We start from the raw sequence: 17,959 nt of genomic DNA on the forward strand, positions 1-17,959 counted from the left end.
CCCGCGTACCCCGACCGCCGCGACCCATGCCGCCGAAGTCGAAGCGCGGCGGGGTGTACGGGCGCCGCGCGTGCGCCCCCACGCACCCTGATGGCCGGTTCTCCGCGCCCACGCAGGGTCACGGTCGCGAACAATGGGGCACGCGCTCAACACGAATGGCGTACGGCGAGCCGAGGGGGTGGCAGTGATCCGGGTGCTTCTGGTGCACGACGAGTGTCTGGTGCGATCGGTGCTGGCGGAGTGGCTGCGGGGGGAGTCCGATCTCGTGGTGCACGACACGTCGTGGCGAGGCGCTCCCGGACTGCTGCCGTCCGTGCGGCCGGACGTCTGCGCGGCGGACCTGGAGTGCTCGGACACCTACGGCATCCCGCCGCTGGGGGAGCTGTGCCGGCCGGGCCCGGACCGGACGCGCCCGCGGTTGCTCGTGCTCGCCACCGCGAACAGGCCCGGACTGCTGAAACGGGCGGCCGAGGCGGGGGCGCTCGGCTACGTCGACAAGGAGGGTTCGCCGCAGAACCTGCTGCGCGGAATCCGCCGGGTCGCCCAGGGGGAACGTTTCGTCAACGACTCGCTGGGGTTCGGTTTCCTCAAGGCGGCCGAGATGCCGCTGACCCGCAGAGAGCTGAGCGTGTTATCCCTCGCGGCCGAGGGAGCCTCCATCGCGGAGATCGCCGGGAGCCTGCACCTGTCCCACGGGACCGTGCGCAACTACATGGCGGCCATCACCCGCAAGACCGGGGCCCGCAACCGCATCGACGCGATCCGCATCTCGCAGGGACAGGGCTGGCTCTGACCGCCGCCGGGAGGGTGCGGGCGCCCAGCTCCCGACGAGGTCCCGGTACAGCGCCGAGGACCGCATCAGCTCCTCGTGGCCGCCGCAGGCCGTGCTCCGGCCGTCCATGACCAGCACACGGCCGGCGCGGCGGGCCGAGCTGATGCGGTGGGCGACAACCACCAGGGTCCCGCCCGGCCGCGCTGCGAAGGCCCGCTCGGCGCGCTCCTCCGCCTCGGCGTCCAGATGGCAGGTCGCCTCGTCGAGCAGGGCGAGCGGGGCGTACGACAGGTAGGCCCGGGTCAGCGCGACCAGTTGCCGTTCGCCGGCCGACAGGGCGGACGGGTCGACCCGTGCGCCGAGGCCGCCGAGCCGGCCGGCCAGCGGGGCGAGGCCGACCGCCGCCGCCGCGGCCAGCAGTTCCTCCTCAGGCACCGGCTCCGGACGCAGGTACGCGAGATTCTCGGCCAGCGTGCCGCCGAAGACGTACGCCTCCTGCGGGATGAGCACCCGCGCGGCGGCCGCCTCCGGCCCGGGCACGGGGTGTCCGCCCACCGCGATGGTGCCCCGGTCCGGCGTGAGAAGCCCGGCCACGAGGGCGGTGAGGGTGGACTTGCCGGCACCGCTGGGTCCGACGACGGCCAGGTGCGAGCCGGCCGGGAGGGTCAGGTCGAGGTCCTCGACGACGGGGGCGCTGGCGGGGCCGTAGGCGAAGGTGACGGAGGAGAGGGACAGGGCGGGCGGAGAGGGAACGGGCGGCGCATGGCCGGCGGGGATGGTCCGGCCGTCGGCGGTGGGGGTGAGCGGTGTGCTGTCGGACGCGGTGGGGGTGCGGGCTGTGCCGTCGGATGCGGATGCGGATGCCGATGCGAGGGGCGTGTGGAGTGTGCCGTCGGCGGTCCGTACGGCTCCCGGGAGCCCGCCGCGGGGCTTGTCGGCGCGGGTGCCGGGCGCGGGGCGGGGTTCCGGGCGCTGCTGTGCCGTGTCCGGGGGACGGTGCTCCGCGCGTGGGTTCGCCGTGTCTGCGCGGCGTTGCCCCGTACTCCCGTTCGTCGTATCCGCGGGCCGACTGCCCGCCCGCGACCGCGTTCCGTCGCCGCCCGTGCCGTCGTTCTCGGCGGAACCCGCCGGGGCGAGCCTGCGCAGCACCACCGTCAGGCGGGAACCGCTGGTGCCCAGCCCGTGGATCAGGTTGCGCAAGGCGGGCAGCAGGGACTGGGTGACATAGGCGAGGGCGCCGACCAGGGCGCCCGTGGTGACGCCGTGGGCCAGGAGCCACGGGGCGGTGGCGAGCAGCAGCACGAGCGGGAGCTGGCCCCCCAGCGCCAGGGACGCCACGCGCAGTACGCCCCAGTGGGCCAGGGAGCGTGCCGCCCGGAATTCCGCCTCGACCCGTTCGCCGGTGGCGGCGGCGATGTGCGCCTCGGCGCCGGTCGCCGTGATGTCCCGCAGGCCCGGGCAGACGGTGCCCAGGTGTCCCGCGAAGGCCTCGTCCGCGACGAGGAACGCCTCCTGCCGCCGGGCGAGCGGCCGCAGTGTCGCCGCGAACAGCGCCACCCCCGCGGCCAGGGGCGGCCCGACGACCAGCAGGAGCGGCGGGGCGAGCGTGAACAGCCCGGCCAGGGCACCGGCGGCGGTGAACACGAAGGAGCGGGAGACCATGACCAGCCCGGCGAAGGTGTCCCGAGCGATCTCCACCTGCTGGGTGAGCCCGGACAGGGAGCCCGCGTCACCGGTTCGCACTCCGCGCGCGACCACGCGCTCCACGAGCCGGTCCCGGAACGGTTCGACCAGCGCGGCGACGGCCGCGTACACCCGTGCGGTCCCGTACGCCCCGGCCAGGACACCGAGCCCGGCCACCGCCAGCCAGGCCAGCCCGACATCCGGCCGCCCCCGCAGGAACCCGTCGTCCAGGGCGCGGGCGGGCCCGTACCCGATGAGGAAGGTCTGCCCGGTCTCCAGCACCGACCAGGCGGTGAGCCGCAGGAGGACCCGCCACCGGGCCAGCAGGAACCGAAGGCCACGCGAAGGCAGCCCACCCCGCACGGGGCTGTCCGTCATACCCGTCATGCCTCTGCCCCGCTCCCGGCCCCGGCGTACGCGGAGTCCGTCCCCTCCCCGAACACCGCCCGGTACTCCGCGAGCCGCCACAGCTCCTCGTGCCGTCCCACCGCCCGCACCCGCCCCTCGTCCAGCCAGGCCACCGCGTCGGCGCACGAGGCCGTGGCGCTGCGGTGGGCGACCAGCAGCCGTGTGCTGCCCGGGCCGTCGCCGAGGAGGGCGTCGGTGATGTGGCGTTCCGTCACCGTGTCCAGGCTGGAGAGGGCGTCGTCGAGGATCAGCAGCCGGCCGCCGTGTGCGAACGCCCGGGCGAGGCCCAGCCGTTGGGACTCGCCGCCGGAGCGCGGGGCGTCGGCGACGGCCGTGTCGTATCCGTCCGGGAGGCGGCGGACGAAGTCGTCCGCGAGGGCGGTGCGGGCCGCCGCACGGACGCGGTCGGGGGAGGGTGATGCCAGTCCGAGGCCGATCGCCTGCTCGACCGTGTCGCCGAGGAGGGCCGGGCGGGCGAAGGCGTAGCCGACGGCGCGCCGCAGATCGTCGTGCGGCAGCTCGCGCAACGGCACCCCGTCGAGGAGCACCTCGCCCGCGTCCGGGTCGGCCAGCCGCCCGGCGAGCGCGGCCAGCAGCGACTTGCCCGCGCCCGACCGGCCCACCACGGCGAGGGTCGTGCCGCCCGGTACGACGAGGTCCACTCCGTCGAGCACGGCGCGTCCGCCGCGCCGGGCCGTCACGCAGCGCAGCTCCAGCCGTCCGGGCCCGTCGGGCAGCCGCCGTTCGCCGAACCCGGTGGCGGGCTCGGCCCGGACCTCGCCGAGGCGCCGGGCCGCCGCCCGGGCCCGGGCCAGGCCCGCGAGCCGGCCGACCAGGACGCCGACGCCCGTCGCGAGCACCGCGTACCGCGAGGCCGCGAGCACCTCGCCCACCGACAACAGGTCCCTGGTGAGCAGCACACCGGCCACGGCGACCACCCCGAGCTGGAGCAGCGGTGCCACGGCGACCGCCTGTGCTGCGGCGCGTCCCTGCACCCGCCACATGCGGTGCCCGGCCTCGGACAGGCCGGGCAGCGGCCGCAGCACCCGAGCCGTCTCCCGGCCCTCCGTACCCGCCGCCCGGACGGTGCGGAAACCCTCGACGGCCTCGGCCAGAGCGGTGGCGATCCGGCCCTGGGCCCCCTGGTAACGAGTCGCGCTCTCAGTGGTGTCACGGGCCACGGCGCGCAGCAGGAACGTCAGAACGGGCGCCCCGGCGAGGAAGACGGCAGCGAGCCGCCAGTCGATCAGGCCGAGCGCGACCACACCCCCGACGGGACCGGCGAGGGCGGCGAGCAGCGCCGCACGGGCCGCCGGAGTGGTCCCCGCCTCGGCGGCGTTGCCGACCAGGCGCGCGACGAGGTCACCCGAGCCGAAGCGGTCGGCGGCCCGCGGGCCGATGCCCAGGACGTGTCCGGTCAGCCGGCGGCGCAGCCACGCGGTGCTGCGGGCGTCGACGGTCCCGGTCAGCACGGTCTGGGCCGCGTCCAGCAGGGCGAGCAGCAGCACGAGGCCGGCGCAGTACAGCACCCAGCGCGTCGCCGGGGCCTGCGCCAGCAGAAGGTCGAGAGCCCGGCCCAGCGCGGCCGGCAGCAGCAGCCCGGCACCGGTGGCGGCGGTGCTCACCAGGCACAGGGCCGCGCAGCGGGCACCGCTGTACCGGGTGGCCGTGCGCAGCAGCGTGCGGGCGTGTCCGGTCGCCGGGTCGTCGTCACCACGCGTGCTCATACGGGCCTTTCACGGGACGGGACGGACCCCGGGCGGCCCCTCCCCGAAGGGAGAGGACCGCCCGGGGCCATGACCGGACGTCGGTCAGAGGCAGAGCAGGACGCTCGCCGCGCTGATGCAGGAGAGCAGGCTCACCGTGCTGGCGCCGCCGCCGTCCGTCCGCTCCTCGGACTCGATCGTCTGGAGGTCGAGAAGTGCCATGGTGTGTCCTTCCGTTGGGTGTCCGTCCGTGGTCATCCGTGGGGACGGGGTGGTGTCACGACTCCGCGGGACGCGGAGCCGCGTTCAGGTGGGCCGCCGGTTCGGCGGCGGGAGGAACGGCAGGTGGGCGCCGGTCGCCGGGTCGAGGGCCGCGCCGAGCGCCAGCAGGCACCCTGCCGTTCCGGTGGCGAGGTCCATGGACAGCCGCATCATCTGGTGGCCGGGGAAGGCGAGTTGGCCCTCGTAGGCCATCGCGAACCAGCCGAGTCCGGCGATCTGTCCGGCCAGCCGGTCCGGGGTCGCGCCCGGCTCGGTCGTGCGGCCGAGGTGCAGGATCATTCCGGCGCGGCCCTGGAACAGCCCGGGCTGCGCGTAGAAGCGTGAGGTGGCGGCGGTGAGCACGCCGGAGCGGGCCGGGCCGAACTCCCCGGCGGTTTCCGGGGCGTGGGCCACGAGGTCGTCGAGTACCATGCCGATTCCCGCGCTGCCGTCGCCGAGGTAGGGCAGGGTCCGCCAGCCCTCGTCGACCTCCAGCGCACCGCCCTCGCGGGTCACGCAGGACTCCAGGTCCCGGCGCAGGGCCACGGCCGCCGCCTGAAGCCATTCCGCCCGGCCGGTCCACTCGTACTGCCGCAGCAGCAGGAGCGCCGGACCGGTCGCGCCCCGCAGCAGTCCGGCGCGCCGCCGGGGTGTGGCCGGGAGCGGCTCGGCGAGCCGTCGCACGAGGATCCGGGCGGCCTCGTCGGCCCGCTCGCGCAGCACCGCTTCCCCGGTGGTGTGCGCCAAGTGGCCCAGGACGAGGCCCAGTCCGGCCAGTCCGCCGTGCAGGTCGGAGGAGAGGTTCTGCCACCGCTCCGCGAGGATGCCCTCGACCAGGTCCAGCGCCCGCTGCCGGTGCCCGAGCCGGTCCAGGACCAGGGCGACGCCCGCGAGCCCGTCGTACAGGCCGAGCGGTGTGCCGACCGGGGCCGGCGCCGTCCGGGCCAGCAGCCAGCGCTCGCCCTCCTCGTACCGCTCGGCGCCGATCGCGTCCAGTGCGTAGAGCACCCCGGCCGCGCCGTGGGCGATCCCGAGCCCGCCGCCGTCGGAGAACTGGGCGACGTCGCCCGGGAAGAGCCGGTCGTCGCGCTCCGGGGTGGCCGAGGCCAGGATCGCCTTGACCATCGAGTCACGGCTGTACGGCCAGTCGCCGGGGTCCACCAAAGAGGAGGGAGCGGCCACCGTACGGCCGGACACCTCCCGCGTGATCTCCGCGACCGCCTCGTCGAGGAACTCCCGCGGCACATCCGGGAACTGCTCCCCGATCACCTCGGCCAGATGCGCCGCCTTGCCGCGGTCGACCACGAACAGCGTGGTGACAGGCAGGAACAGGGCCAGCCGCAGACAGGCCAGGGCGTAGCGGTCGACGTCGGCGCCCCGGCGGTCGGGCGGCGCGAAGAACCCCGGGTGGGCGACGACCTGGCGGCCGTTCTCCCCGACCGGGGCCGCGGCCTCGAAGTCGAGGAGGAAGACCGACTCCTCGTCCGGCGCGACCATGATGTTGAAGACGTGCAGGTCGTTGAAGACGATGCCGCGCGCGTGCACCGCCGCCACGGCCTCCTCCACCCTGCGGTGGATGCGCAGCGCCCACGCCGTGTACGCGGCGACGGCCTCCGGCTCGGGGTCCTGGGCGAGCAGCGGATGCCGCTCGGCGAAGAACGAGTTGAGCGGACGGCCCTCGAGGAAGTCCATCACCAGGAAACGGTGGCCGCCGAGCTCGAACCAGTCGCGCACCTCCGGGACCACACCCGTGCCCGCGACCTGCTCCAGCGCCTGCTTCTCCCGCTCCAGCCGGGCGACCGCGTCGGCGCCGTCCGAGGCGAGCCCCGCGTGCGGCCGGCCCTCCTTGAGCACGACCTTGCGTCCGTCGCGTGTGTCGGTGCCGGCGTACACACCGCCGCCGTTGGAGAAGTGCAGCGCCTTCTCGATGCGGTACGGCAGGTCGCCCGTCGTGGTGTTGTTGCGCGCGTCCAGATGAGGCGTGAGGAACTCCGGCAGCGTCACCCACTCCGGCACCTGGAAGGACGGCGCCCGCCGGTCCGGCACCAGCCGCCCCTCGCCGTCCCGCACCGCCGGGACCAGCGAGCCCCGGTCGTCCACGACGAACGAGCGCGCGAAGGCGCCGTACCGGACGTACAGCGGGCCCTCGCCCCACCGCAGGTCGGTCAGGATGTACGGCCCCTCGAACCCCTCCAGCAGCGCGCCCAGCTCGCGCAGCACCTCGTGCAGCTGCTCCTCGCCGGCCGGATAGACGGTGACGAACTTGCCGCTGCCGTCGCGCGGCGCGTACTTGGTGTTGCGCAGGTGCAGCAGGTGCGGGCCCGGCACGAACTTGAAGGGGATCCGCCGTTCGACGCAGTAGTCCCACACGATCCCGGCGATCTGCTCCGCGTTCGCGCGGGTCGCCGAGGCGTGGATCTTCCAGCCCTGCGCCGGGCCCTCGGCCGGCTTCCCGTCCGGGCCGAGCGGCGTCATCGTCAGCCAGTCGCCGATCCGCGCCGCCTCCCAGCCCTCGGGCACCGGCCGGCGGGCCGTCTCGTAGAGGTGCGCGGCCGCCCCCTGCGCGGCCTCCTGCCCGCCCCGCGCCAGCCGGTCCGGCGTCTCGTAGAAATGCCGGTCGGCGAGCGCGTACACCTCGTACCGCTTGTCCATGCGTCCCCCTCCGTGACGGGCACCGAGCTTTCCAGCCACGCGACGGGCCCGGACAGTCACGCCTGTCACGAGAACACCGTGCGGAACGCATGGGTAAAGACATGTTCGGTGGCTTTCGAGCGCCTGCACCGGCCCGCCTCCACGGAACGGTCACAGGGGCTGCGCAGGTGTCTCATAAGCGCTCTAATGGCCAACGTGGTCAGTGAGGGCGCCCAAGAGCGCGGAACGCGAACGCTGCGTGCCGTAGGTGCCCTCGAAGCGATCGCGGTCGATCAGGGGTCGCCCGAACGCGTGCACCGTGCCCTCGAACAGGCGCTCGTCTTCGCCGGTGCCGCGTTCGTCGCCGTGTACACGCCCGGTCAGGACGGCGAACTGCTCTGCCTCGTCGAGTCGGCCGGGGTGCCCAGGACGCTGTACGGGCTGCGCGACAGCTACCCGCGCGCCGGGCGGTCCCCGGTCGCCGAGGCCCACCGCGCCGGGCGGCCGGTCTCGATGGGCCCGGCCGAACTCGCCGAGCACGCCCAGGCGCGGCGCGTGCCGTCCCGGGACTTCCACCTGGTCGCCCTGCCGGTGCACAACGGCGGCGGCTGCCTGCTCGCCGTGAGCGAGAGCCCCGCCGGGTTCAACACCGACGACCGCACGTGCCTGGAACTCATCTCCGAGGCGGTCGCCGTCACCGCTCCGGCCGCGCTCGCCGAGGGCGGTGAACTGCCGCCGGGCGCCTTCAGCCTCGCGATGGACACCGGCCGCGTCCGGGTCGGCGACGAGCTGCTGGACCTGTTCGGCCTGGACCCCGTGGAGTTCGACGGGCGGGTCGAGACCCTGCTCGGCATGACCGTGCCGGAGGACCTGCCCTCGCTGATGTCCGTCGTGGAGGCGGACCACATGTCCATCGGCGACCGGGAGCTGGAGTTCCGCGTGCTCCAGCCCACCGGGCCGCCGAAGTGGCTCCGGCTGAGCGGGCGTCTCCTGCCCGGCGGCGAGGGCCACCCCGCGCGGCTCGTGGGCACCGTCGCCGACGCCTCCACGCTGCGCTCCGACGTCACCGACGTGGCCCGGGTCCAGCGCCTGGCCACCGCGCTGGCCACCGCCGTCACCGTCCGGGACGTCGGCAACGCCGTGGTCGCCGCCCTGCGCCGGCCGCTGAGGGCCGACCGGATCGCCCTCGCAGAGCTGGAGAGCGACCGGCTCGTCGTCACCGTCCTCGACCCGCCCGAACCCGAGGTCTGGCCCGAGCTGTGGCGCACGGAGTGGCGGGGCGAGTGGCCCGACGCGCCCGTGCGCGCCATGCCCACCCTCGCCGCCGCGCTGCGCGAGGGCCGGGCCCGGATCTGGCCCGCCGGCAGCCCCCTGGAACGTTCCCTGGCCGAGGTCGGCCCCGGCGGTCTCGCCGTCCTGCCGCTGCCCGCCGGGAACCGCATGGCCGGAGCCTGCCTGATCGGCTGGGACGCCCCGCACGACTTCGGCACCGACGAGCGCGCCCTGCTCACCGCCTGCGCCGGCCTCGCCGGACAGGCCCTGGTGCGGGCCCGTGCCTTCGACGCCGAACACGAACTCGTCGGCATGCTCCAGCGCCAGCTGCTGCCGCGCCGCCTGCCCCGGCTGCCGGGCGCGGTGGCCGTCGCCCGCTACCTGCCCAGCACGGCCGGACTCGAACTCGGCGGCGACTGGTACGACGTCATCCCGCTGCCCGACAACCACGTCGCCCTGATCATCGGCGACGTCCAGGGGCACAGCGCGGGCGCCGCCACCCTCATGGGCCAGATGCGCACCGCCCTGCGCGCCTACGCCGTCGAAGGGCACCCGCCCGACGTGGTGGTCGCGCACGCCAACCGGCTGCTCATGGACATGGAGAGCGACCTCTTCGCCACCTGCGCCTACGTCGACATCGACCTGGAGGAGGGCTCCGCCTGGTGCGTGCGCGCCGGGCACCTGCCGCCGGTGCTGCGCTACCCGGACGGCCGTACCGAGATCGCGGAGGCCGAGGGCGGCCCGCCCCTCGGGGTGATCACCCGGGCCGACTTCCCCATGGGCCCGCTCCGGCTGCCGCCCGGCACCGTGATCGCCCTGGTCACGGACGGCCTCGTCGAGACGCCCGGCACCGACATCGACGAGGGCATGGACCGCCTCGCCGGCCGGCTGGCCGAAGCCGCCCCCGCCGACCTGGGGCTGGTGGCCGACGCCCTCCTCGGCGACGCCCCGCGCAGCGACGACGTCGCCCTGCTCCTCCTGCGCTACGACGGCATGGACCTGCGCCCGCTGCGGGAGACCTGGACGGTGTGGCGCGTCCCGCAGGCGGTCGGGCACGCCCGCCGCTTCGCCCGGCGCACCCTGCGCTCCTGGGGCGTCACCGAGGACATCGACGCCGTCCTCCTCGTCGTCTCCGAACTCGTCACCAACGCCCTCGTCCACACCGACGGCCGGGTCCGCATGGACCTCACGCTCATCAACAACCGCCTGCGCGTCGCCATCGCCGACGCCTCCCCGCGCAGCCCGGTCCGGCCGGCCAGCATCGGCTGGGAGGCCACGGGCGGCCGGGGCATCCTCCTCGTCGAGGCCGTGTCGGCGACGTGGGGGACCCTGCCGGTCAGCGGCGGCAAGCAGGTGTGGGCGGAACTGGTCCTCGGGAGGTGAACACCGTCCACGATCACCTGGTGACCGGGCCGGTTCGCCGGGTACCCGGGCGGCGCAAGACGGAGAACCCGAGCCGAAGGAAGTGGAACGTCATGGCTCAGCATGTCCGCGACATCATGACCAGCGATCCGGCCGCGGTCGAGCCGCAGACCTCCGTCGCCGAGGTGGCCCGCATCATGCGCGACGAGGACCTCGGCGTCGTCCTGGTGACGGACGGCGACGACCTGCGCGGTGTGGTCACCGACCGTGACCTGGTGGTCCGGTCGATCAGCCAGGGCGGCGACCCGGAGCAGACCACCGTGGCCGGCGCGTGCAGTGACGACCTGGTCACCGTCAGCCCCGACGCCGACCTGGATCAGGCGGTACAGCTGATGCGCGAGCACTCCGTGCGCCGCATCCCGGTCGTCGACCACGGCCACCCCGTGGGCATCGTCTCCCTGGGCGACATGGCCATGGAGCGCGACCCGGACTCGGCGCTGGGCGACATCAGCGCCGCGCGTCCCAACACCTGAGGACAGCACCCGACCGGCCGGTCCCGCGCACGCACTGTGCGCGGGACCGTCGTATGCCTGGGAGCAACAGCCTTGCGACGGAAGGGACTTCGAAGCGCGGCCGAGACGTCACGACTCGTGTTTGTTCGGTTTGTTCAGGGGGACTCGAACAGCAGCGGAACGCAGAAGGAAGATGATGAGTCGTGACGTCCATGGAGACCAGTGACAAGCCCGTCGCCCGTCGGCCCGAGACCGGCTGGTCGAAGGCACGCCGCCTGCGCGGCAAGGCCGCGATGCGGACCTGCCTCCCCGCCGTGGAGGACCGGGCCACCACCCGGACCGCGCGCTCCGAGCCGGACTGGAACATCGTCAGGGGCGAGGACTGACCGCTCCCCAGGGGGCCGCGCGGTGAAGACGGTCGCAACTCCGCGCATCGACAACTAAAAGAAGTGATGTTCACATCCGCCGGATCACGACTATGGTGAACCGAATGAAGGCTCTCGTGCTGTCCGGCGGCGCAGGAACAAGACTGAGGCCGATCACACACACGTCGGCCAAGCAACTGGTGCCAGTGGCCAACAAGGCCGTGCTTTTCTATGGGTTGGAGTCGATCGCCGAGGCCGGCATCACCGACGTGGGCATGATCGTCGGGGACACGGCCGCGGAGATCGAGGAAGCCGTGGGTGACGGGTCGCAGTTCGGCCTCAAGGTCACCTACATCCCCCAGGAGCGGCCCCTCGGGCTGGCCCACGCGGTACTGATCGCCCGGGACTACCTCGGCGACGACGACTTCGTGATGTACCTCGGCGACAACTTCATCGTCGGCGGCATCACCGACCTCGTCGACGAGTTCCGCGGCAACCGGCCCGACGCCCAGATCCTGCTCACGCGCGTGGCCGACCCACGCGCCTTCGGCGTCGCCGAACTCGACCCCTCCGGCCAGGTCGTCAGCCTGGAGGAGAAACCCGACCGGCCCAAGAGCGACCTGGCGCTGGTCGGCGTCTACCTGTTCACCCCCCTAATTCACGAAGCGGTACGCGCCATCGAACCGTCCTGGCGCGGCGAACTGGAGATCACCCACGCCATCCAGCACCTGATCGACTCCCGCGCCGACGTGCGCTCCACGGTCATCACGGGCTACTGGAAGGACACCGGCAACGTCGGCGACATGCTCGAGGTGAACCGCATGGTTCTCGAGGGCATGGACCGCCGGATCGACGGCGACGTGGACACCGCGTCGGAGACCATCGGCCGCGTGGTGGTGGAGGAGGGCGCGCGGATCGTCAACTCCCGCATCGTCGGCCCCGCCGTCATCGGTTCCGGAACCGTCATCAGCAACTCCTACGTGGGTCCCTTCACCTCCATCGCCGAGAGCTGCCGGATCACCGACAGTGAACTGGAGTTCTCCATCGTGCTGCGGGACTCCTCGATCCAGGGCGTCGGCCGGATCGAGGCCTCGCTGATAGGCCGGCACGTCGAGGTGACGCCGGCCCCCAGTGTCCCCAGCGCCCACCGCTTCGTCCTCGGAGACCACAGCAAGGTACAGATCACTTCATGAACCTCCTTGTCACCGGCGCAGCCGGGTTCATCGGCTCCCGTTACGTCCGCGCACTGCTCGCCTCGGACGCGCCCGACGCGCCGCGCATCACCGTGCTGGACAAGCTCACCTACGCCGGCACCCTCGACAACCTCGAACTCGGCCACCCCCGGCTGGAGTTCGTGCAGGGCGACATCTGCGACGCCGAACTGGTCGACAAGCTGACGGCCGACGCGGACCAGGTCGTGCACTTCGCCGCCGAGTCCCATGTGGACCGCTCGATCACCGGCGCGGCCGACTTCGTGCGCACCAACGTGCTGGGCACCCAGACCCTGCTGGACGCCGCCCTGCGCCACGCCGTGGGCCCCTTCGTGCACGTCTCCACCGACGAGGTCTACGGCTCCATCGAGACCGGCTCGTGGCCGGAGGACCACCCGCTGCGACCCAACTCCCCGTACTCGGCCTCCAAAGCATCCTCCGACCTGCTGGCCCTGGCCTACCACCGCACCCACGGCCTGGACGTGCGCGTCACCCGCTGCTCCAACAACTACGGCCCGCACCAGTTCCCCGAGAAGGTCATCCCGCTGTTCGTCACCAACCTCCTCGACGGCCACAAGGTGCCGCTGTACGGCGAGGGCCGCAACGTCCGGGACTGGCTGCACGTGGACGACCACTGCCAGGGGATCGACCTCGTCCGCACCAAGGGCCGGCCCGGCGAGGTCTACAACATCGGCGGCGGCACCGAGCTCACCAACAAGGAACTCACCGGCCTGCTCCTCAAGGCCTGCGGCGCGGACTGGGACCGGGTGGAGTACGTCGAGGACCGCAAGGGCCACGACCTTCGCTACTCCGTCGACTGGTCCAAGGCCCGCGACGAACTCGGCTACCACCCCCGCCACGACTTCGCCACCGGCCTCGCCGAGACCGTCGCCTGGTACCGCGACAACCGTGCCTGGTGGGAGCCCCTGAAGCAGCGCGTCGCCCAGGAGCGGTCATGAGGTGGCTGATCACCGGGGCGGGCGGAATGCTCGGCCATGACGTGGTCGAGGAGCTCACCCGGCGCGGCGAGGACGTGGTGGGGCTGGACCGTGCGGCCCTGGACATCACCGCGCCCGCGGCCGTCGACACGGCTGTGTGCGACCACCGGCCCGACGTGGTCGTGAACTGCGCCGCGTACACGGCCGTGGACGACGCCGAGAGCGACGAGGCCCGCGCCCTGGAGATCAACGGCGACGGGCCGCGCCTGCTCGCCCGGGCCTGCGCCGCACACGGCGCCCGCCTGATCCACGTCTCCACGGACTACGTCTTCTCCGGCGAGGCCCGCACGACCCCCTACCCGGAGGATCATCCGACGGGGCCGCGCACCGCCTACGGCCGCACCAAGCTGGCCGGGGAGCGGGCCGTGCTGGAGGAACTGCCCGGGGCGAGCGCGATCGTGCGCACGGCTTGGCTCTACGGGGTCCACGGCACTGACTTCGTGCGGACCATGATCGGTCTCGAAGCCCGCCGCGACACCCTCGATGTCGTCGACGACCAGCGCGGACAGCCCACCTGGAGCGCGGACGTCGCCGAACGGATCGCCGACCTCGGCCTACGGCTCGGCCCCGACGCGCACGGCGTCTTCCACGCCACCAACTCGGGCGAGGCCACCTGGTACGAACTGGCCCGCGAGGTGTTCTCCCTCATCGGCGCCGACCCGGACCGGGTACGCCCCACCAGCAGCGCGGCCTTCCCCCGGCCCGCGCCCCGCCCGGCGTACAGCGCCCTCGCACACCGCCGGTGGCAGGAGATCGGCCTGCCCCTGCCGCGCGACTGGCGCTCCGCCCTGCACGAAGCACTGCCCCGTATCCGCAAGGAGATGTCCCAGTGAGACTGCACGGGTTCCCGCCCCGTGCGGCGTGGCGTGCCGAGCAACGCCGAATGCCAGCCGCGGCGACGCGTACGTCACGTCGACGCGCGTGAGGCGTTCCCGCCCGCCCGGCGTCGGCCACGCCACCTCGCAGCCCGCCGACAGTGAGTCGCTCCACCGTCCGGTGTCCGACCGGTAGGCCCCATGAAAGGAAACGCCCCCGCGATGTCGATGCGTACGATTGTGAAGTCTGCCTTGGGCGAGAAGAACCTACGGGTTCTGCGCCGACTGAAGAAGCGCCTCTCCGGCCAGCCGGCCAAGCCGGCCAAGCCGACCGGACTCGCAGCGATCTCCGGCGATCTCAACAAACTGGCCGTGCATTTCAAGACGGACAAATGGGGAACGCACCGGTACACCCAGCACTACCAGCGCCATCTCCAGCACCTGAAGAACGAATCGTTCAACCTCCTGGAAATCGGAATCGGCGGTTACAGCCGGACCGGCCAGGGCGGGGCATCGCTGCGCATGTGGAAGCACTTCTTCCCGAAGGCGCAGATCTTCGGAATGGATATTCACGACAAGTCTTTTGTCGACGAGGACCGCATCACGACGTTCGTCGGCGACCAGTCCGACCCCGCGTCCCTGAACGCCGTCGCCGACAAGATCGGCGAACTCGACGTCATCATCGATGACGGCAGTCACCGCAGCCCGCACGTGATCACGACGTTCGAGACGCTCTTCCCCCGGCTCAAGGACGGCGGCATCTACGTCGTCGAGGACACGCAGTCGTCATACTGGCCCGAATGGATGGGCAGCGAGGACCTCGACGCCCCGCACACCAGCATGGCGATGCTGAAGCGGTTGACGGACGGGCTCAACTACGAGGAATTCGTGGATGAGAGCTATCAGCCGACCTATACGGACCTCAACGTCGTCGGCGTGCACTTCTACCACAACCTGGTGATCATCGAAAAGGGCAAGAATGCCGAAGGCAGCAACAAGCGGAGTGCGCTGAAGCAGCGCTACGCCAAGTCCTGACCCCGGCGAGTGCCAACAACACCCTCCCGCTCCGGCCGACAGCGGGCAGAGTCCGGCAACCGCCGGGCTCTGCCCGCTTCAGTCTCCGTCATTGCTCGCGTCGTTCCCCTTGATGAGAACGGTGCCGTTCCCAGGGTCGCCGGCGTACGGCCGCGACCAGGCCGACCACGGAGAGGTGAGCAATCGACGATCTTGCTGCCCGGGTCTCGGCCGGCGATTGGCGGACACCATGTCGCACGGTCAGGCGGAGTCCCGGTACGAGCTCAGCTGTCGAGCCGCCCCCGCAACCGCTCGTAGTGGGCGGCGCAGTCCGCGTACGTGGGAAGCAGTCCTGACCGCTCCGCCTCGGCCAGAGATGGCGCCGCGGCGTCCTTGTCGGACAGCACCGGTGTGATGCCCTCGGGCCACTCGATGCCCAGGTCCGGGTCGAGCGGGTGGATGCCGTGTTCGCGTCCCGGGGCGTAGCCCGCCGAGCACAGGTACACCACCGTCGCGTCGTCGGTCAGGGCCATGAACGCGTGGCCCAGCCCCTCCGCGAGGAACACCGCGTGCCGGGTGTCGTCGTCGAGCCGCACCGCTTCCCACTGCCCGTAGGTGGGGGAGCCCACGCGGATGTCGATCACCACGTCGAGGACGGCACCTCGCACACAGGTGACGTACTTGGCCTGGCTGGGCGGCACATCCGCGAAGTGCACGCCCCGCAGCACGCCCCGCCGGGAGACCGAGCAGTTGGCCTGGGCCAGGGACAGGTCGTAGCCCGTGGCCTCACGGAACTCCGCGCTGCGGTACCACTCGTGGAAGCTGCCCCGGTCGTCCGGGAAGATCTTGGGCTCCAGAACCCAGGCGCCCTCTATCCCCAGTGGTCGCATGCCGTCACTGCCCTCCGATCCTGTTACGGGAAACCTTCCGACGCACGGTACCGACCACGCGTCGCGCACGCCGCGCCACCCGCAGCGCCAGGCCGGGCCGCGGCACCGGCGCCACCTCCACACGCCCGCCCGCCGAGCGCAGCGCGAACGGCAACCCGGTGTACAGCGGCGGGGCTGCGTCCGGGGCCAGGCACAGGGCCACCCGCCAGACGCCGCGCGCGAGGTTCTCCACGGGCAGGGCCGCCGCCAGCACGGCCCCCGTCCCGTCAGCGGCGGGGGAGAGCGTGCCGGGCGCCTCGGAGATCTGCTGGGCGGAGACGAACCGCAGCCGCACTTCCGTCTCGCCGGGGACGTACACCGGAAGCAGGGCACGGACGCGGTCGCCGGAGACGGTGACGCCGGACTGCTGCACGCGGCCCAGCCCGAGCCGTTTGCCCCGCACGCCGAGGTCCAGGGAGAGGTTGCCGTGCGGATCCGTCCAGTACGGCAGAACCGTACGGCCTCCGACGACCCCCACATCCGGCGTGGGCCGGCTCTCCCGCGGCGCCGGGCCCAGCCGGCACTCCTTTGTCCAGCCGCCGAGTTTGACCCGGACGAGCGCGTCCCAGACGCCGTCCTTCGGCAGGTCGGCCGGATCGACGGTGGCGGTCGCCCGCAGCACCAGCCGGACCTCCTCGCCGTCCCCGACGGGCACGGTCTCACGGGTGAACCGCACGGGCTGGAAGTACTGCGCGGCACTGGACCGCTCCCGCAGCAGCAGGTCCGCGGTGGCCTGGCCGAAGCGCGCGGCGGTCTGCGCGGCCACCCACTCCACCGCCTCGGACACGTCCTTGGGCGCGTCGTCCAGCGGCGTCGCCTCGGCGTCGGCGGGGAAGGTCATCGGCTCCCCGCCGGAGGTGTACTCGGCCGTGAAGCCCACGCTGAGGGAGCCGTCCCGCCACTCCACGTGCCCGGGGGCCGCCTTGGGGGCGACACCGGCCTCCCACTGGGCGAAGGCCACGACGTCGTCGTACCGGTCGGCCGCGGTCAGCGCGGCGACGACCTGTTGCGTCGGCTGGAGCCCGGCCGCGACACCGGGACCGAACCGCTCGACGACGACCTCGTGGATCTCGGTGAACAGTTCCCTGCGGTAGTCGTCCGGCAGCTTCAGCAAGCGACGCGCCCGCAGCCGTTCGACCATCTCCACGCGCAGCCAGCGCCGGAAGAGCTTGTCGCGCACCGGTCCGGGCTCGGTGTACCGCTCGACGACGTCGAGGGCCTCACGGAGGTTCTTGAAGTAGCCGACCGGATCGAAGCGTTCGAAGCCGGCGTTGGAGCCGTCCTCCCGCCGGAGGTGGTAGTAGCAGACGTAGTCGCTGAGCACGGAGACGTTCTCCGCGCGCAGATACGCCTCGGCGATGAAGACGTGGTCCTCCAGGCGCCTTCTGCCCTCCGGGAAGCGCAGGCCGATGCGGTCCAGGAAGGCGCGGCGGAACATCTTGTGCGGGGTGAGGCTGTCGATGAGCGGGGCGTTCTCGACGGTGGCGCGCGGATGGTTGCGGCGGAACAGTTCCACCGGCACGCCGCGGCCCTTGCCGGCCATCTTGCCCACGACGACATCGGCACCGTTGGCCACGCCGTAGTCGTACATCCGCTCCAGGGCCTCGTCGCCCAGGTAGTCGTCGTTGTCGACGAACATGACGAACTCGCCGCGGGAGGCCTCGATGCCGACGTTGCGGGGCTTGCCCGACCAGCCGGAGTTCTCCTGGTGGATGACCTTCATCCGGGGGTCCTCGGCGGCGAGCGCGTCGAGCCGGGCCGGCGTCTCGTCGGTCGAGCCGTCGTCGACGAAGATCACCTCGTACTCTTCGGGAGGCAGGGACTGCCTCTGGAGCGAGGCGATGCAGTCCTCGATGTAGATCCCCGGGTTGTAGACGGGGACGATGACGCTGACCTTGACCGGCATTCGGGTTTCCGGGCCCCTTCGGGTCGCTTGCCGTAGACGTCCTGTTGTACTGCGTGTTGCCCGATGCTAACCGGTCGGCGAGGCCGCCTCACCTTTCGAGACCGGGCCGTGATC

Annotated in this window: 13 protein-coding genes and 1 pseudogene; 8 read left to right on the forward strand and 6 right to left on the reverse strand. The window is 72.7% G+C overall.

The window, feature by feature from the left end:
• Window positions 1-133: 133 nt before the first annotated feature.
• A pseudogene (locus ABFX81_RS06935) lies at window positions 134-709 on the forward strand (LuxR C-terminal-related transcriptional regulator); the annotation flags it as partial.
• Here ABFX81_RS06935 and ABFX81_RS06940 read toward each other — a convergent pair.
• The 4 genes from ABFX81_RS06940 to lanKC all read right to left on the reverse strand — a co-directional run bounded on the left by ABFX81_RS06940 (window position 632) and on the right by lanKC (window position 7,482).
• Window positions 632-2,842 (reverse strand): ATP-binding cassette domain-containing protein, encoded by a 2,211-nt coding sequence (locus tag ABFX81_RS06940; protein ID WP_428837137.1) that lies wholly within the window; start codon window positions 2,840-2,842, stop codon window positions 632-634. The pseudogene ABFX81_RS06935 and the gene ABFX81_RS06940 overlap by 78 nt on opposite strands.
• Window positions 2,839-4,590 carry an ABC transporter transmembrane domain-containing protein gene (locus ABFX81_RS06945; protein WP_086850130.1) on the reverse strand — a complete coding sequence of 584 codons (1,752 nt, stop codon included), beginning with the start codon at window positions 4,588-4,590 and terminating at the stop codon, window positions 2,839-2,841. The genes ABFX81_RS06940 and ABFX81_RS06945 overlap by 4 nt, the downstream gene beginning before the upstream one ends.
• 84 nt (window positions 4,591-4,674) lie before the next feature.
• The gene (locus tag ABFX81_RS06950) at window positions 4,675-4,791 is read right to left on the reverse strand and encodes a SapB/AmfS family lanthipeptide (RefSeq protein ID WP_010040504.1); all 117 of its coding nucleotides are present in this window, start codon (window positions 4,789-4,791) and stop codon (window positions 4,675-4,677) included.
• Between the two features lie 84 nt (window positions 4,792-4,875).
• Window positions 4,876-7,482: a class III lanthionine synthetase LanKC gene (lanKC, locus tag ABFX81_RS06955; RefSeq protein WP_086850128.1), complete on the reverse strand. Its 2,607-nt coding sequence runs from the start codon at window positions 7,480-7,482 to the stop codon at window positions 4,876-4,878.
• 186 nt (window positions 7,483-7,668) lie between these two features.
• On the opposite strand from lanKC, the gene ABFX81_RS06960 reads away from it, so the two are divergent.
• The 7 genes from ABFX81_RS06960 (at window position 7,669) to ABFX81_RS06990 (ending at window position 15,031) form a co-directional block, all read left to right on the forward strand.
• Complete coding sequence (locus ABFX81_RS06960; protein WP_346137750.1) at window positions 7,669-10,116, forward strand: SpoIIE family protein phosphatase; 2,448 nt, start codon at window positions 7,669-7,671, stop codon at window positions 10,114-10,116.
• 92 nt (window positions 10,117-10,208) lie between these two features.
• Window positions 10,209-10,628 (forward strand): CBS domain-containing protein, encoded by a 420-nt coding sequence (locus tag ABFX81_RS06965; protein ID WP_086850126.1) that lies wholly within the window; start codon window positions 10,209-10,211, stop codon window positions 10,626-10,628.
• 182 nt (window positions 10,629-10,810) lie between these two features.
• On the forward strand, window positions 10,811-10,993 hold the full coding sequence (locus ABFX81_RS06970; protein WP_086850124.1) for a hypothetical protein: 183 nt from the start codon (window positions 10,811-10,813) through the stop codon (window positions 10,991-10,993).
• A 104-nt stretch (window positions 10,994-11,097) separates the two neighbouring features.
• Complete coding sequence (locus ABFX81_RS06975; protein ID WP_086850122.1) at window positions 11,098-12,165, forward strand: glucose-1-phosphate thymidylyltransferase; 1,068 nt, start codon at window positions 11,098-11,100, stop codon at window positions 12,163-12,165.
• Window positions 12,162-13,142 carry a dTDP-glucose 4,6-dehydratase gene (gene rfbB, locus ABFX81_RS06980; RefSeq protein ID WP_086850120.1) on the forward strand — a complete coding sequence of 327 codons (981 nt, stop codon included), beginning with the start codon at window positions 12,162-12,164 and terminating at the stop codon, window positions 13,140-13,142. Before ABFX81_RS06975 ends, rfbB begins: the two co-directional genes overlap by 4 nt.
• Window positions 13,139-14,014, forward strand: a complete 876-nt coding sequence (gene rfbD, locus ABFX81_RS06985) for a dTDP-4-dehydrorhamnose reductase (RefSeq protein ID WP_086850118.1) — start codon at window positions 13,139-13,141, stop codon at window positions 14,012-14,014. The genes rfbB and rfbD overlap by 4 nt, the downstream gene beginning before the upstream one ends.
• 204 nt (window positions 14,015-14,218) lie before the next feature.
• Window positions 14,219-15,031: a class I SAM-dependent methyltransferase gene (locus tag ABFX81_RS06990; RefSeq protein WP_086850116.1), complete on the forward strand. Its 813-nt coding sequence runs from the start codon at window positions 14,219-14,221 to the stop codon at window positions 15,029-15,031.
• A 263-nt stretch (window positions 15,032-15,294) separates the two neighbouring features.
• Here ABFX81_RS06990 and rfbC read toward each other — a convergent pair whose 3' ends face one another.
• Together rfbC and ABFX81_RS07000 are read right to left on the reverse strand one after the other, a co-directional pair.
• On the reverse strand, window positions 15,295-15,900 hold the full coding sequence (gene rfbC / locus ABFX81_RS06995) for a dTDP-4-dehydrorhamnose 3,5-epimerase (protein ID WP_086850114.1): 606 nt from the start codon (window positions 15,898-15,900) through the stop codon (window positions 15,295-15,297).
• 4 nt (window positions 15,901-15,904) lie between these two features.
• Window positions 15,905-17,845 carry a glycosyltransferase gene (locus ABFX81_RS07000; RefSeq protein ID WP_086850113.1) on the reverse strand — a complete coding sequence of 647 codons (1,941 nt, stop codon included), beginning with the start codon at window positions 17,843-17,845 and terminating at the stop codon, window positions 15,905-15,907.
• Window positions 17,846-17,959 lie beyond the last annotated feature (114 nt).

Source organism: Streptomyces coeruleofuscus, from assembly GCF_039532725.1.
Taxonomy (GTDB): domain Bacteria; phylum Actinomycetota; class Actinomycetes; order Streptomycetales; family Streptomycetaceae; genus Streptomyces; species Streptomyces coeruleofuscus.